Here is a 15,116-nt window from a genome sequence, read left to right on the forward strand (position 1 = left end):
AGGACTCCGCAACCCGCCTCCGGCTCGGCATCGTCACCGGCAACTCAGGAGGCGGGGCCCGACCGAGAGTCTGCCGCTTCAGGTGCGGACCCGGTGGTGGCCGGTTCCCAATCAGGTGTGGCGCCGTCCCCGTCGTCCTCCGCCGGCGAGAGTACGTCCGGGGAGGGTGGGAAGTCGCCGATGGCATCCGGAGAAGTCACGGGCGGCGAGGAGGGCCTTCCGGGGCGACGGAGCGGCTCCCTGGCCGGTCCCCAGTCGGAGGCGGGCTCCGAGCCGGATCAGAAAGAGGGGGAAAGCGGTGGCGGTGAACCCGTGACCGTGGCAGATCCCGAGCGCGCACGACCCGACGGCGACAACGGCGATGGTGGCCGGCAGCGGGCCCGGGCTCTGCTGGTGCCCGTACCGGACGCGGAGGGGGCGGAAGCAGGGGTGCCCGCCGTGCTGCCGGGACGCCCCGTTCCCGCGCGGCCGACCGTGCGGGCCCTGCAAGCGGACGAGGAGAGTGGCATAACCTGTCCCCGGTGCGGGGTGGAGAACCGGTTGGATCGCGCATTCTGCCGAAACGACGGCACACCGCTCGACGGCAGGGCCAACCAAAGGGTCCAGGACCCGCGACTGCGACGGCAGCGCCTCGCGGGCTGGCGCCCCCGGATCCCGTGGAAGCGCGTACTGATCATCGCCGGGATCGTCTGCGCGGTGATCGGTGCGGCATTGCTGACCCCCCTGGTGATCCGCACGGTCAACGACCACTTCAGTGATCCGTCCCCGCTGCCACCGGCCGCGGTGAGCGCCTCGAACGCCGACGCCGCGCACCCTGCGCAAGCCGCCTTCGACGGGGTCAGCAACAGTTGGTGGGGGACCGGGTACTCCGGCGACTCAGCGGGCCAGTACCTTCAGGCGAACTACGGGCGGCCGGTCAAGCTGGAAAAGATGATCATCACTCCTGGTGTCTCGCGCCGCGTCGAGGACCGTTCCCAGGCTCGCCCCGAGCGCCTCGACGTACTCCTCACGGACGCCCGGGGGCGCACGGCACTGATGCACTACGCGCTGGCCGACGGCGGTGTACAGGTCGTGGACGCGCACATGGATGACGTCGTCCAGGTCGACATGATCGTGCGCAGTGCCTACGGCACGTCGCAGAACAAGCAGGTGGCGATCGCGGAGGTGGAGATGTTCGGGCGGTCGTAGTGCCACGCCCCGCCCTGCGTGAACCGGCCACGGTCGCGCAGGGCGGGGCGCGGCAGAGGCGGCAGCGGTCTCCAGCGGCGCCGATGCACTGCCCACCTCTCACCCAGCCCTTGCTTCGTCTATCGATATTCGATAGATTCCCATCGCTAGTCGATGGAGGGATGGGTTATGGGAAAGCTGGCCGTGGGTGCGCTGCGTGCGGTGCTCGTGGTGGTGTTCGCCGGCACCGTGTTCGTACAGGCGGGGATGGTGTGGGTGTTGGTCAGCGGGAGCGACCCGGAGGACGGGTCCCTCCCGCTGACGGCGCTGCGCGTGGTCACGATCCTGGGCATGGTGTCGGCCCAGGTCGCCCTGGTCTGCGTATGGCGGCTGGTGACGATGGTGCGACGCGGAACGGTGTTCTCCCATGCGGCCTTCCGGTACGTGGACGGCGTGATCGGCGCGATCGTGGCGGCTGCCCTGGTGTGGTTCACGGTCACGGCCATCAATGCGCCGGGCCAGCGGGACGACCCGGGCGTCACCCTCATCATGGGCGGGATCGGCCTGGCCATCCTGGGGGTGGCACTCATCGTGCTCGTGCTGCGGATGCTGCTCGCCCAGGCCGTCGCGCGCGACGTCGAAGCGGCGCAGATGCAGGCCGAGTTGGACGAGGTGATCTGATGCCGATCGTCGTCGACATCGACGTGATGCTGGCCAGACGGAAGATGTCCGTGGGCGAGCTCGCGGAGCGCGTAGGGATCACGCCCGCCAACCTGGCGGTGCTCAAGAACGGCCGCGCGAAGGCGGTGCGCTTCGCGACACTCGCAGCGCTCTGCGAGGTGCTCAAGTGCCAGCCGGGCGACCTGCTGCGCTGGGAGGCCGAGGACGCCGCGAGCGGATGACGTGCCCCCGGGCACGGGCTTCCAAGATCATGGAGTTCTCGCCCCCCGTGATCCGCATGGAAGTCCGTGCCTGTCGGCCCATCGATGTCGATCCCGCCTGCCTTTGACCGGCTCCGCGAGCATCTGCGACCGTGCGCGGCGGCCCCGGGCCGGCTGGAGCGACCGGCAGAGATGCCAGACCCTCACGATCCGCGCGGCGTACGGCCGGATCCGCTGTTCCTGAAGCGGCGCCTGCCGGCGGAGGCGACGGTGCGGCGGCTGCTGGGCCGCATCGCCAGGCGACGCGCTGGACCGGGCGGCGGGCTCACCGAGAAGAGCGCTCGGCGGCGAGCGGTCCCAAGGAACCGAGAAGTGTGAGACGCTCCGCCGTCGGTGTGCCCGCCGCCGGCGAGAACAGGGCGAGGATCTGTGTGCGCTCCTCGTCGACGAGCATCTGGCAGTCGAGTTCCAGAAGGCCCACCGCGGGGTGCTGGATCCGCTTGCGTCTGCTGCGCATCACTCCCACCGAATGCAGACGCCACAGGGCCTCGAACTCGGGACTCGCCCGTAGCAGCAGTTCGACCAGGTCCTTCGCCTGGGTGTCGTCGCGGCGCACGGCTGCGGCCCGCAAGTCGGCGACGAGCGCCCGTCACTCCGTCGCGTGATCCTGAACCGGATACCCGGCCCGGGCGCTGGGATCGGTGAACCACCGGTACACCACCGTGCCCGCGGCACCGCGCGGCCGGGTGAGATCGCCGAAGACGGCCCGTGCAAGGTCGTTCTGGACCAGGGTGGCACCGAGGTCGGTCATCACCTGAGCCGGGACATCGGAAAGGCGGTCCAGCACACCGAGCAGGCTCGGTGCGACATGGTCGTCGGACCGCGTGCGGTCCGGTGGTGGGTGCCCGGCCAGCCGGAAGAGATGGTCGCGCTCGTCCAAGGTCAGGCGCAGTGCCCTGGTGATCGCCCGCAGCACGCCCGGCGAAGGCTGCGGCGCACGATCCTGCTCCAGACGGGTGTAGTAGTCCGTGGAGATGTCGGCCAGGCGCGCGACCTCCTCACGGCGCAGTCCAGGAGTGCGCCGGCGCCTTGTGTTTGGGAGGCCTACGTCCCCGGGGCCGAGCGCCTCCCTGCGCACCCGCAGGAAATCAGCCAACTGCTTGGTGTCCACCCTTCGAGTCTGCGTCACAGCCGGACGGGCAGCCAGAGACCGCCGATCCCTGGGTAAGGCGACTCTGCCTGACGGCTCCGATCGGCGAAACGCTGAATGCCGGAGCGGGAGCCGCCCGGTTCGGATGACGCTGGAGAAGATCCTCATGAGCAGGGCAATGACTTCCCGGACCTGGTTCCTCACCGGAGCGTCCCGCGGGCTGGGCGCACACTGGGCCGAAGCGATCCTCGCCCGCGGTGACCGGCTCGCGGCGACAGCCCGTGACAAGACGTCGCTGGCGTCGCTGTCCGAGCGGTACGGCGACGACCGCTTCGTGCCCCTGCAACTCGACGTGCGCGACTCCGCCGCCGTGCGCGACGCCGTGCAGAGCGCTGAGGTGACGTTCGGCGGAATCGACGTGCTGGTCAACAACGCGGGTCACATGCTGACCGGCGCCGTCGAAGAGGTCGAGGAGGAACAGGCCCGGGCCCAGATGGACGTCAACTATTTCGGCGCGCTCTGGGCCACCCGCGCCGTGCTGCCCGGGATGCGACAGCGCCGTGCGGGCCGGATCCTGCAGGTCTCCTCATTCGGGGGCCTGGTCGCCTATCCGGCGCTCGGCATCTACCAGGCCTCCAAATGGGCTCTCGAGGCGATGAGCGAGTCACTCGCGGCAGAGGTGGCCGCGTACGGCATCCACGTCACATTGATCGAGCCGATCATGTTTCCCACCGGCCTGGCGGCCGCATCCCCGCAGGCCCGGCAGGACCCGGCCTACGCCTATGCCCGTCAGGCGCTGTACGCGGGGGCGGCAGCCAGCGGTCTCACGCCCGGCGATCCCGCGGCGACGGCCGAGGCCCTCCTCGCGCTCGCGGAAACGCCCGAGCCGCCCATGCGGGTCCTGTTCGGGACCGGCGGCCTGGAGGCTCTGCGCACCGAGTACTCCGGCCGGCTCGCCGGCCTGGAGCAGTGGGACCACGTAGCGCGCCTCGCGCAGGGAAAGCCGAGCGGATCATGACCGGCTCCGACCGGCACGCCGAGCGGATCATGAACCGCTCCGACCGACACGCCGAGCGCACGGTGGATGCCGTACGAGCCTGACGCGCTGTGGAGACGGGTGCGACCACTGTTGATCATCGGTGTGTGAGGACTGAAGATCATGCGGTGGCCTCAGTTCACCGCGTGGACCCTGCCCGCCGGCAGGAGGCGTTCGAGCCCCTGATGAGCGGGATGACGGGGCGGTTCACCACGGTGGACCGCCCGATCCACGGCGTCGAAGCCCGGTCCATGGCGTGGAGTGGACACACAGAGGTCGACTCCGCGCCGCGGTACGCCACTTGTCAGCGACGCCGGGCGCGCCTCTGGGCGCCTGACCGTGCCGCCTGCGTGAGGAACCCACTGGCGAGGCGGAGCAGCCGCACCCTGGCGCTCCGGACCGGGAACCTTGCGTGGCGCGGTCATCGAACGGGGGTGCGTCAACATGGCGTCTCCGTTCTATGTGCGAGCGGTGCGCTCGGGGAATAGTGGAGAGCGAACAGCCGTAACCCGGCCGCGGACGCCATCGCGTCAACGGAGCGCCGAAGGGCTGGTAGGCCGGTGCGCATGGTGAAGGTGGGTGCGCGCCGGCCGCGAGCGACGTTACGGGCAAGGGCGCCCTGGACGACTCGTCGGCGACTCCTCGCGGCGCGCCGCTTCGTAACCCGACGCGGTTCGTGAGAGCTGTGGAAGCCACATACGGGTCAGGCAATCAATCGAGTTACCCAAAGGCGGTACGCGTGGCCATGCCGGCAGGCATCGTTCCTCTCCTCGAACGGGCGGAGGCCGAGGAGACGTACGAGTGCATGGCCACCCTGCCCGCGGAGCCCACGCCGGTGATCGCCGTCTCGTATCCGCTGCCCACCGGCCGTGGGGGCAAGGGGGAACCACCGCTGCTCACCGAAGGCCGCCGGTCGTTCAGCCCGACTTGGCCGGCACATGAGCCGGCGCACGGTGTCGCGGTGCCGCACTCGCGCGGAAGAGCGTTCGCACCCGCGGGAACGGGCCGACACGGTTCGGCAGGCATACGGGGTGGGAAGCGCCGTGTTCTCAGGGAAGCCATGTGATGGAGCAGTTGCGTTTTGCCGTCCTGGGACCGGTGCGGGCATGGCGAGGGGCTGTGGAGGTCGACCTCGGTCCGCCGCAGCAGCGGGCGGTGCTGGCGGCGCTCCTGCTCGCCGAAGGCACCCAGGTGTCCATGGGCGAACTCATCGACGCGGTGTGGGGGACTCGCGCACCGGTTTCGGCGGCCGGCACGCTGCGCACCTATGTGCACCGACTGCGCAAGGTTCTCGGTCCCGTCGGCGAGAGCGTGTCGTCCGTCCTGCAGTCCCTGGGGCGCGGTTACCGGCTCCACATCGGTCAGGACGACGTCGACTTCGGCGTGTTCCACAGGCTGCTCGCCCGAGCCGAGTACGCCCACGACGCCGGCCATCTGAAGGAGGCCGCGGACCACTGGAGGGAGGCCCTCGGCCTGTGGCAGGGGTCGGCTCTGTCGGGTGTCCGGGGTGAATTCGCGGATGCCCAACGGCACAGGCTCGGTGAGCAACGGCTGTCCGCCGAGGCGATGCTGATGCGGGCCGAGATCGAACTGGGTTCGCACGTCCAGGCAGCCGGCGCCCTGGTCGGCCTCGTCAGGGACCATCCCCTGGACGAGCGCTTCCGGGAGCTGCTGATGCTGGCCCTGTACCGTTCGGGACGGCAGGCCGCAGCACTGGCCACCTACCGGGAGGCACAGGCCCTCCTCGCCGACGAGCTCGGCGTCGATCCCGGACCGGGCCTGCAGGCGATGTACCAAAGGGTGTTGCGGGCGGACGGCGACCTTCTCGCACCGACGGCACCCGCCCGCGTGCAGCCGGCGGACACACCCGCACGAGATCACCTTGCGACGACCCCCGCCCAACTCCCGGCCGACCTGGCGGCATTCGTCGGCCGAGAGGTCGAACTGGAGGCTGCCTCCGGCTTGGTGACCGGCGACGGCGCCGCCGTCAGCGTCGTCACCGGCATGGCAGGCGTCGGGAAGACCGCCTTCGCCGTCCACTGGGCCCGGCAGATCGCCGACGCCTTCCCGGACGGCCAGATCTACCTCAACCTGCGAGGCTTCGACCACGGGGGCCCTCCCGTCGCGTCCGAGCAGGCCCTGCGCACCGCACTCGAGGCACTCGGCGCCAACGCCGGAAAGCTGCCGCAGGAGGTCGACGCACTGGCGGCCCTGCTGCGGACCTGGCTCGCGGGCAGACGCGTACTCCTGCTGCTGGACAACGCGCGCGACGCGGCCCAGGTCAGGCCACTCTTGCCGGGAGCGCCCGGCTGCCTGGTCATCGTCACCAGCCGCAACCAGATGGCCGGCCTGGTGGCCGTCGACGGCGCCCGTCCGGTCCATCTGGACGTCCTTTCGGAGCCGGAGGCTCGGCGCTTCCTCACCCGGCGGCTCGGGCATGCCAGGACGGCCAACGAGCCCGAGGCGGTCGCGGACATCGTCGCGATGTGCGGCCAACTGCCACTTGCTTTGGCCATCACCGCGGCCCGCGCGGCAACCCGTCCTGCCATGCCGCTGTCCACCATCGCCACGGAACTGCACGACAGCGCAGGCTGTCTGGACGCCTTCCGCAGCGGCGACTCCGCAGCTGACGTACGGGTCGCCTTCTCCTGCTCGTACCACGCCCTGGGCCCGGACGCCGCACGCCTGTTCCGGCTGCTCTCGCTCCACCCGGGGCCCGACACGGCTTTGGCTGCGACCGCAAGCCTGGGCGGTTTCTCCGTCTCCCACACGCGCCATCTGCTCGACGAACTGATCCAGGCCCACCTCGTGGAGGAGCGCACCCCCGGCAGATTCGCCTTGCACGACCTGCTCGGCGCCTACGCCTCGGAGTTGCTTCAAGCCACCGATACACAGAACGAACGCGACGCCGCCCACCTCCGACTGCTGAACCACTATCTGCACAGCGCCGACAACGCGCGGCAGTTCTTCAAGTCGGGCCGGGACGACATCGACCTGCCCGCCGTGCTGCCGGGCGTGTGTGTGGAAAAGGCCGGCAGCGAAGGCGGTGCCGAAGCAGCCAAACGATGGTTCAACGTCGAACACGCTGCATTGATCAGCTGCATCGGCATGGCCTCCCGTGACCCGCAGCACGACGCCTACACCTGGCAACTGGCCTGGGTCATCAAGCAATACCTCGACCGTCGAGGTCGTTGGGGCGACATCGTGACGACCCATCGGGCCGCTCTGGACGCGGCACTCCGACTCGCAGACCCCCTCGGAGAGGCATTCATCCGCCGTGGACTGGCGAGGGCGACGGCAACCCTCGGCCGTGCCGAGGAGGCTCGTGCGCACATGGCGCGCTCGGTGGAACTCTTCGTCGAGACCAAGGACCCCGCTCTCAGCGGTGAGGCCCACCGCCAGGCGGGCTGGCTCGCGGAACGGCTGGGTGACATCCAGAGCGCACTGGTCCACGCTGAAAGAGCACTCGAACTCAGCCGCGCAAGCGGCGACGCCGCAACCACCGCACGCTGCCTCAACGCCGTCGGCTGGTACCACGCCCTGCTCGGACACCACGAGCGGACCCTTCATTACTGCCTCCAGGCCCTGCCCTTGCACCAGGCGGCCTCCGACGTGTGCGGCTCGGCGGACACACACGACAGCATCGGCTACGCGCACCACCAGATGGGCCAGTACGAGCAGGCCGTCGCCGCCTACCGAGAAGCCGTGGCCCGCTACCGCGGGATCGACGTTCTGTTTGGCAGCGCAGACACCCTCAGCCGACTCGGCGACACCTATATGAGCATGGGGCGTCCATGGGACGCGCACACCGCCTGGAATGAGGCCCTGGACGTCTTCGACGCACTCGGCCATCGTCAGGCCGACGACATCCGGAGCAAGATCAAGGAATTGGGCGTGGACGGTTAGTACTCCAGTGTGACGTCGTGATCGGGTGTTTGAATGCCTCGGCGGGTCGATGTTGTTGCCCGAGGGTTGAGGTCGATCGATCTGACGGCTGACCATCTGCTGTCAGCGAATCGGCCTGGCCGGGCGGTGATCCAGGTGTTTGTGTGTCGGTATGGAGATCCTGGTTCTGGGCGGAACGGCATGGGTGGCTCGGGAGCTGTCGCGGCAGGCGATCGAACGCGGCCATCGGGTGACCTGCCTCGCGCGTGGCGAGAGCGGAGAGGTCGCGGACGGAGCGACACTGGTCGCCGCCGACCGGCGCGACCCGTCCGCGTACGAGCCCCTGCTCGACCGCGTATGGGACGCGGTCGTCGAGGTGTCATGGCAGCCGGGCTTCGTTCGTGGAGCGCTCGACGTGCTGGGCGGCAAGGCCGGGCACTGGGTGTATGTCTCGTCCGGCAACGTCTACGCCTCCCACGCCACGCCGGGGGCGGACGAGTCCGCGGCCCTGCTCGCCCCGACCGACCGGAGCGAGGTCGACCGCGAGTTGTACGGCGAGGCGAAGGTCGCCTGCGAGCAGGCGTCGACAGCCGCTGTGGACGACCGCCTCCTCATCGCACGAGCCGGGCTCATCGGCGGGCCGGGCGATCACAGCGGGCGCTCCGGCTACTGGGTCGCCCGCGCCGCACGCGATCCGCGAGGGCCGATGCTGGTCCCCGACACACCGGCCATGCCCACCCAGGTGGTCGACGTGCGGGACCTCACCTCCTGGCTACTCGACTCCGCGGAGACGGGAACCACCGGCACGTACAACGCCGTCGGCCCGGTCGTGCCGTTCGAAGAGTGGATCGAGCTGTCCCGCGCCGCCGGCGGGCACACCGGTCCGGCGGTCACCGCCGAATCGGCGTGGCTGCTCGCCAATGGCGTGGCCCAGTACATGGGGTCCGAATCGCTGGCGATGTGGCTGGTTGAGCCGGGCTGGGAAGGGTGGTCGGCCCGGGACGGGTCCTCGGCGCGCGCCGCGGGGCTGCATCACCGGCCCACGGCGGAGATGCTGGCCGACACGCTGCGCTGGGAACGCGAGCAGGGGCTGGACCGGGAAAGACGCGCAGGCCTCAGCGCGCAGCGCGAGCGCGAGTTGCTTGACGCCCTCGGCTGACGGCGCAGGACCGGTCTTGCACACCCGAGCGTCGGTACAGGCACCTTCCGTTCTCACTTCCGTGGTCGGCCCGGCCGAGAACCGGTACGGCCGCCGCGTGATCACCGGGGATTGTGTGGACTCCTGAAGATCGTGCGGTGGTCACAGGCCGTAGCGTGGACCCTGCCCGCTGGCGGGCGAAGTTCCACCAGGTTATGGCCCGAATCGAGAGCCGGTTCGGGCGAGTTGGGCCCCGAACCGCGGCCCGTTCCTACCTGCTCAGCTGCTGTCGAACGTCGAACATCGAACGTCGCTGGCCGAACAGGCGGCCCACACCCGGCCGGGCCGATGCGGCGTTTGCTGCGCCACGCCCGCTGGGACGCCGATGCGGTCCGCGACGAGGTACGCGCCTTGATAGATCAATAAACGGTACTGGAGTATTGGGCCGCGAAACGTGGATCTTGGTTCGGAGGAGTCCGCATGCCGCCGGGCCCACATATACTCGTGTGGTGGACGAAGCCGAAGCGAGCGGTCAGATGAGGAGGGACGAGGTTCGCATGCGCCCGACGGCGGAGCAGGATCGGGACGCGTTGGCACGGCTTGTGAGCAGGACTGGGATCCCTTCGAAATCGAACTCTACGAGCAAGCGGCGGATCCCCAAGTGCTTTCGATCGATCGAGCTCAGAGGTCGCACGCCGGGCAGTACGCCAGGCATGTGCGGCGGCTTCAAGCGCGGCAGCAGCACAAGGACTGTTGACCTGTAGCTTTCGGAACCGACGCGGCCGCGAACCGCAACGGGATCGGCGGCCGTGGTGGGCGGCCTCGGCAAGAACGACGCCGCGATGAGACCTTTGCCATCCCGTTTCCATCCGCCAGGGATGGCGCTGCACAGTCCGCTTCGTCGGCTACGCCGGAGGCCGCACCCACGGGGCGAAGCGCTGACCAGGGGCCGTGTCGTCCCGCCAGTACCTCAGAACGGTCTCCTGCACGACCTCGAAGCGTTCCGCGGCGATGAGGCATGAGATGGGTTCCTGACCGCCCGCGTCTGCATCGAAGGCGACGAAAACCGGCGGTTTCTCACCAAGTTGGCGGGCGAGTCGCATGCGCTCCTCGCTCGTCGGCACGCGGAAGACCGGGTCGTGAAACGTCGCCGGGCAGTTGACGAAGGCGGGATGACCGAATACCAACTCCAAGCCGTGAGAGTAGGTGAGGTCATGTCCGGCCGCCAGACGGAACTGCCCGGCGTCCCAGGTGATGACGTCCCAGTCCCACCAGGATCCTTCGGGTAGGTGGATGTCGACGTGCTTGCCTTCCCCGTCCACGATCAGCCCCCTGCTGTTCGAGTAGATCGACAGGCTACACAGGGACTCAGCAGTTGAAATTTGGCTTTCTGCACGCCTGAGGTGTCTCGAGGGATTCGTTCAGCGGGCTTACGCCTCGGCTTCACCAAGTCTCGTACGGGCCCATGATCACGCAAGGTTGTGACCATGCGGCCCACGTGATGTGCCCTCGCGTACCTGGCCCGGGCGCCGGCGGCTGGGAAAGGCTTGGCCTGAACCCTGTGGCTGCGGGGTCATGCACTGCGCAACTCCGTGACGGAGTACATGCTTGATGAACTTGGGGAAGTGTGATGAAGAGCAACGCCCGGAACTCCTTGGCCGTGGCCGGCGCCGCATTGCTGGCGCTGACCGCCCTGACGGCCTGCGGTGGCGGGACAGCGAACCAGACGTCTGCGGCCGCGCAGCAGCCTGCGGCGACCGCCGCTTCCGGCAGCCCGTTGGCGACCGCGGCAACACTGTCCTCAGGTGAGGTGTCCGTGCGTGCCGACAACTCCCTCGGCGACGTCGTCGTCGACGGGAAGGGCATGAGCGTCTACGTCTTCGCCAAGGACACCAAGCCGGGTTCCTCGAGCTGCGAGGGCGAGTGCGCCACACAGTGGCCGCCGGTCCCGGCCGGTGAAGCGAAGGCCGCGAAGGACATCAACCAGGAGCTGCTGGGCTCCATCACACGAACGGACGGCTCCAAGCAGCTCACACTGGCGGGCAAGCCGCTGTACTACTACGCCAAGGACACCAAGCCCGGAGACGTCAACGGTCAGGGCGTCAAGGGCGCCTGGTACGCGTCCGCGCCCGACGGCTGGAAGGCCGGCGTCAAGCGCCCGGCCCTCGGAGTGCTCAACGACCCGAAGCTGGGGATGGTCCTGCAGGACAAGGACGGCCGGACGCTGTACCTGTTCACCAAGGACCAGCCATGGCCCATGAAGACCGCATGCGACGCGACCTGCCTGCAGAAGTGGACGCCCACGGCTCCGGTCTCCGCCGAAGACGCCAAGGCCGCCGGACTCGATCCGAAGGCACTGTTCACCTTCACCACCCCGAACGGCACCCAGCAGGAGGCCTTCAACTGCTGGCCCGCTTACACATTCAAGGGCGACACCCGTCCGGGCGACATCAACGGCCAGAATGTCGGCGGCGTCTGGTTCGCCATCAAGCAGTCCATCACCATCGACCAGGGCAAGACGGTACCGGCCGCAAAGGGCTGAGTCACCCACCCCGGTTCCGCGCCGCCGATCCCGGCAGCCCGACCGAGACGAGCCGTCCCTCCTTGTCATGGGGGTGGTCCGCTCAGTCGGGGGTCTGGCTGGAATTTGATGTGGACCTGAACCGTCTGGAACGGGGGCCGTCACAGGAGTCGGCGATGCAGGAACCCGACCAGAAGCGGTCGTGAATGCTCGCCCGGGTTTCCATGTGGCCGGTGAACTCCCGCCACAGGAGTCCGGGGGAGTGGGGGACCGTCACTCGACCATGGCGGGGATCCACCCTGTCACAGCACAAGAAACTGGGTTTTCATGCACGTTGCGACCGTTCGTCGCGCCATACCCGTCCTCGTTCTGGCTCTCGCCGCGTTGACGGCCTGCGGCAAGGACACGGAGGGCGCTTCCGGTGTCCCGTCGACCGCTTCGTCGACAGCGCACTCCCCGAGTTCTGCGTCGTCGGCCGACCCTGCGGACGGCAGTGCCTCCTCGGCATCTCGGAGCCGAGCCGGTGCGCAGGACGCCGGGTCCGACTCCGATTCGGGTCGCGGGAGCGACCCTCAGCGGTGCACGTCCGCACATCTCCGGGTCTCCGTAGAGAACGTGGATACCGCGGCCGGTACGACCCACTTCCAGCTGGTCTTTCAGAACACGGGCGACTCGACATGCACGCTCACCGGCTTCCCCGGCGTATCCTTCCGCGGCCGCGACGGCGCTCAGATCGGCAATGCCGCCGACCGTGACACGGACACTGCCGCGACCCCGGTGACCCTCATCCCCAACGCCCACGCCGCCGCGGACGCCCAGGCTCCCAGCGGGCGGTCCGGCTACTCCGAAGCAGAGTGCCGACTGAAGAGCGTGTCGTTCCTGGGTGTCTTCCCGCCCGGCTCGAGTGACCAGATCGATGCGCCGTGGAAGACGGCCGAGTGCACCAGTTCGGCCATCCATGGACTCAAGGTCGGCCCGGTCCACCCCATCCGCTGACCTCAGAGGTCCGGACACCTTCACTGCACTTCGGTGAGGGTGTCCACGAGGTCCGCCCGGAAGGGACGTTCGGGCCGATACCCCAGAGCGGTGGAGCAGCGGCCGGTGGTCGTCGTACGCGAAGCCGCCATCGCCGACATGCTCGGAGGACGACGTGCAGGGACGTGAACACTTGGCTGACGCCAAGCGAGGGCGCAATGCGGTTGCAGCGGCCCGGCGTCAATCTGCCGCCGAGGGCCCGGGCGTGGCGGGGAAGCAAGGTGCTGTATCCCCGCAGCAATTGTTGGCTTTGCAGCGAAGTGCCGGCAACGCCGCGGCGGTTCAGTGGGTGACCGGCACGAAGCCGGGCGGGCCGCCGCCGGCGGGGCCCTCGCTGAGTGCGGCCGCCGAGAAGGCCGGCGACGTCACCTCCGCCGGGGACGCGAACAACCAATTCACGGGTGCGTCGGTCGCCGGTGGTTACAGGAACCCGGATGCGACGACGAATGCCGCGCAGTACGGCAGCGTCGTCGGCTCCGGCGTCGGAACGGTCACCTCGGCCGCAGGGCTCGTGGGTCAGGGCGTCAAGTTCCACCGTGCACGCATGGGCAGGAAGAACGCCAAGCCGGGCACGGCCGAGGACCACGCGCTGGGCCGAGACATGAAGGCTGGGGCGGGCGGGACGGCGGAGCAGGGGTTGAGCTTCGTCAACATGTCCACCGGCTTGGCGGCCGCCGTGATGAATCTCAAGCATGTGGTCCAGGCGGCCGTGAGCGGGGTGGCCGCTGCCTCGTCCGGTATCGGAGTGGTCGCGGCCTCTGTTCAGAGCGTCCGCTTCATCAGAAAGGCGGATCGCGCGCGTCGGCGCGTCGCCGCGTTGCAGAGGCTGATGGACGACCAGAACAAGCCCAAGCAATCCCTGAGAGCGGCGAACGATCAGGTGGAAGCCCTGCAGAAGGCCGTGAACGACGGTCGGATCGACGTCGAGACGGCGGAGGCATCCTTCGACAAGGCACTGTGGGAGCAGACGCAGCAAGAGGTAAGAGGGGCGGAGGTGGACTTCGCCCTTCTCGTCCGGCTCCTGGAACGGGCGGACCAGGCTCAGGCAGCGCTTGAGCGGGACCAGGCGGATCTGGAGGCCGCGAGGACCCGGCAAGAGGAACGCGCGGTCATCTCCGCCAAGATGCAGGACGCCCTGGAGAAGCAGACGGAGAAGGTCAAGCGTTACAGGGGTGGCGCGGCCGAGGACATCTCACTGCGTGACGTTCAGGAGTACGCGGCACGGAAGAACAGCCGAGGCACCACCATGAAGGCCATCGGCGCCGTTGCGGGTCTGCTGGGCGTCGGCGGCTCCATCGCCTCGATGGTTGCCGGGGTGGTCCTCGCCGCCGGAATGGCGGCCGGGGCCGGAGTCCTTGTCGCCACCCCTGTCGGCTGGGGGCTCGCCGGCGCCGCCGCCACGGTGGCCCTGGGATCAGCCGGCTGGAAGACCTGGAGGTTCTTTCAGCATCGTTGGGAGCAGAGCGCCGCACCGGAGACAGCAGGTGGCCACACCCCGTCGCGCCGTGACCGACTGCGCAGGACGCTGGCCTTCTGGAAGGACGTGGGCCCGAACGAGCGAGACCAACATGCGGCGGCGCTTTACGAGATGGCGCGCGACGAGACGAAGCCCGAACGGGTCAAAGAAGCACGCGACACGCTCGTTGCCCTCGGTCTCGGCTGGGACGAGATGAAGGACGACTCAGTGAACGGGAAGAAGCTCATCGCCGCCAAGTTCACGTCCGCGTAGGCACCTTTCGGGTGCGGCGCGTGTCCGTCCAGGGCTCCACCAGTGTCGAGCGCCCGGCACTCCTCGGCCGCCTCCGACAGCGGGCGAGGAGGTGTGTAAGCGCGTGCGCCCACTTCGGCGGCTCGGGCCTGCGTCGACGTCGTGGATGCACACCTCGAGCACTCACCCCTCACACGCCGCGTGCCCGAAGACGAGGCGGCACCTCCTCGAGTTGGTGCGGGGAGCGCACAGCCTCTGTACCGCAATCTCGCCTGGGTCCCAATCCGGCCCATTCCAGCCATGGGGACCCGATGGGGCAGATGCGGCCGATCTGCTGAGCGAAGGGCGGGACGGGCAAGAAGCGACGGCATACATGAGCAGGCCTCAGCGCCGCTCAGTTTCGGCGACATCGGAGCCCTTGGCGTAGCGCGCCAAGAGGGGCCGTGACAGCAGTCGCGGCGAGAAGTCCGCGGACCCGTCACAACCCCGGGCTTGCACACCCCGGGGCAGGGAGTCGACCAGTTGCCGTGATGACGCTTGCTCCCGATCCGCTGTGCCGGAGGACGTACCGAGAGCCACTGCCAACGAGCTTGGC

The 15,116-nt window shown here is 69.0% G+C and carries 10 protein-coding genes and 2 pseudogenes; 10 read left to right on the top strand and 2 right to left on the bottom strand.

The window, feature by feature from the left end:
• Window positions 1-312: 312 nt before the first annotated feature.
• The 3 genes from ADL25_RS30985 to ADL25_RS30995 all read left to right on the top strand — a co-directional run bounded on the left by ADL25_RS30985 (window position 313) and on the right by ADL25_RS30995 (window position 2,069).
• Window positions 313-1,188, top strand: coding sequence for an NADase-type glycan-binding domain-containing protein (locus tag ADL25_RS30985; RefSeq protein WP_147318080.1), 876 nt, complete (start codon window positions 313-315; stop codon window positions 1,186-1,188).
• Window positions 1,189-1,356: 168 nt separating this feature from the next.
• Window positions 1,357-1,848, top strand: coding sequence for a DUF2975 domain-containing protein (locus tag ADL25_RS30990; protein WP_059131197.1), 492 nt, complete (start codon window positions 1,357-1,359; stop codon window positions 1,846-1,848).
• Complete coding sequence (locus tag ADL25_RS30995; protein ID WP_059131198.1) at window positions 1,848-2,069, top strand: helix-turn-helix domain-containing protein; 222 nt, start codon at window positions 1,848-1,850, stop codon at window positions 2,067-2,069. Before ADL25_RS30990 ends, ADL25_RS30995 begins: the two co-directional genes overlap by 1 nt.
• A 304-nt stretch (window positions 2,070-2,373) precedes the next feature.
• Here the strand turns inward: ADL25_RS30995 and ADL25_RS31000 are convergent.
• Window positions 2,374-3,366 (bottom strand): annotated as a pseudogene (locus ADL25_RS31000) (helix-turn-helix transcriptional regulator).
• Between the two features lie 10 nt (window positions 3,367-3,376).
• Between ADL25_RS31000 and ADL25_RS31005 the strand changes: the two are divergent.
• The 4 genes and pseudogenes from ADL25_RS31005 to ADL25_RS52290 form a co-directional block, all read left to right on the top strand.
• Entirely contained in the window at window positions 3,377-4,216 is an 840-nt protein-coding gene (locus ADL25_RS31005) for an SDR family NAD(P)-dependent oxidoreductase (protein WP_059131228.1), read from the top strand.
• Window positions 4,217-5,299: 1,083 nt separating this feature from the next.
• Window positions 5,300-8,140 (top strand): AfsR/SARP family transcriptional regulator, encoded by a 2,841-nt coding sequence (locus ADL25_RS31015; RefSeq protein ID WP_059131200.1) that lies wholly within the window; start codon window positions 5,300-5,302, stop codon window positions 8,138-8,140.
• A 151-nt stretch (window positions 8,141-8,291) separates the two neighbouring features.
• Complete coding sequence (locus ADL25_RS31020) at window positions 8,292-9,278, top strand: NAD-dependent epimerase/dehydratase family protein (protein WP_059131201.1); 987 nt, start codon at window positions 8,292-8,294, stop codon at window positions 9,276-9,278.
• A gap of 194 nt (window positions 9,279-9,472) precedes the next feature.
• A pseudogene (locus ADL25_RS52290) lies at window positions 9,473-9,674 on the top strand (IS701 family transposase); the annotation flags it as partial.
• Window positions 9,675-10,162: 488 nt separating this feature from the next.
• Here the strand turns inward: ADL25_RS52290 and ADL25_RS31025 are convergent.
• Complete coding sequence (locus ADL25_RS31025) at window positions 10,163-10,579, bottom strand: hypothetical protein (protein WP_059131202.1); 417 nt, start codon at window positions 10,577-10,579, stop codon at window positions 10,163-10,165.
• A 308-nt stretch (window positions 10,580-10,887) separates the two neighbouring features.
• Between ADL25_RS31025 and ADL25_RS31030 the strand changes: the two genes are divergently transcribed.
• From ADL25_RS31030 to ADL25_RS31040, 3 genes are all read left to right on the top strand, one after another.
• Window positions 10,888-11,799 carry an SCO0930 family lipoprotein gene (locus ADL25_RS31030; RefSeq protein ID WP_059131203.1) on the top strand — a complete coding sequence of 304 codons (912 nt, stop codon included), beginning with the start codon at window positions 10,888-10,890 and terminating at the stop codon, window positions 11,797-11,799.
• 306 nt (window positions 11,800-12,105) lie between these two features.
• A complete protein-coding gene (locus tag ADL25_RS51630) occupies window positions 12,106-12,774 on the top strand; it encodes a DUF4232 domain-containing protein (RefSeq protein ID WP_079050683.1) in 669 nt (222 codons plus the stop codon).
• Window positions 12,775-13,102: 328 nt separating this feature from the next.
• Complete coding sequence (locus tag ADL25_RS31040) at window positions 13,103-14,542, top strand: hypothetical protein (protein WP_159045043.1); 1,440 nt, start codon at window positions 13,103-13,105, stop codon at window positions 14,540-14,542.
• The last annotated feature ends 574 nt before the right edge of the window (window positions 14,543-15,116 follow it).

The organism is Streptomyces sp. NRRL F-5122 (genome assembly GCF_001507435.1).
Lineage (GTDB): Bacteria > Actinomycetota > Actinomycetes > Streptomycetales > Streptomycetaceae > Streptomyces > Streptomyces lannensis.

What these genes read in the sequence shown, in the direction of transcription:
- ADL25_RS31020 (WP_059131201.1), top strand. Translation starts at nt 8,292, where the DNA reads ATGGAGATCCTGGTTCTGGGCGGAACGGCATGGGTGGCTCGGGAGCTG.
- ADL25_RS31005 (WP_059131228.1), top strand. Translation starts at nt 3,377, where the DNA reads ATGACTTCCCGGACCTGGTTCCTCACCGGAGCGTCCCGCGGGCTGGGC.
- ADL25_RS30995 (WP_059131198.1), top strand. Translation starts at nt 1,848, where the DNA reads ATGCCGATCGTCGTCGACATCGACGTGATGCTGGCCAGACGGAAGATG.
- ADL25_RS31015 (WP_059131200.1), top strand. Translation starts at nt 5,300, where the DNA reads ATGGAGCAGTTGCGTTTTGCCGTCCTGGGACCGGTGCGGGCATGGCGA.
- ADL25_RS30990 (WP_059131197.1), top strand. Translation starts at nt 1,357, where the DNA reads ATGGGAAAGCTGGCCGTGGGTGCGCTGCGTGCGGTGCTCGTGGTGGTG.
- ADL25_RS31030 (WP_059131203.1), top strand. Translation starts at nt 10,888, where the DNA reads ATGAAGAGCAACGCCCGGAACTCCTTGGCCGTGGCCGGCGCCGCATTG.
- ADL25_RS51630 (WP_079050683.1), top strand. Translation starts at nt 12,106, where the DNA reads ATGCACGTTGCGACCGTTCGTCGCGCCATACCCGTCCTCGTTCTGGCT.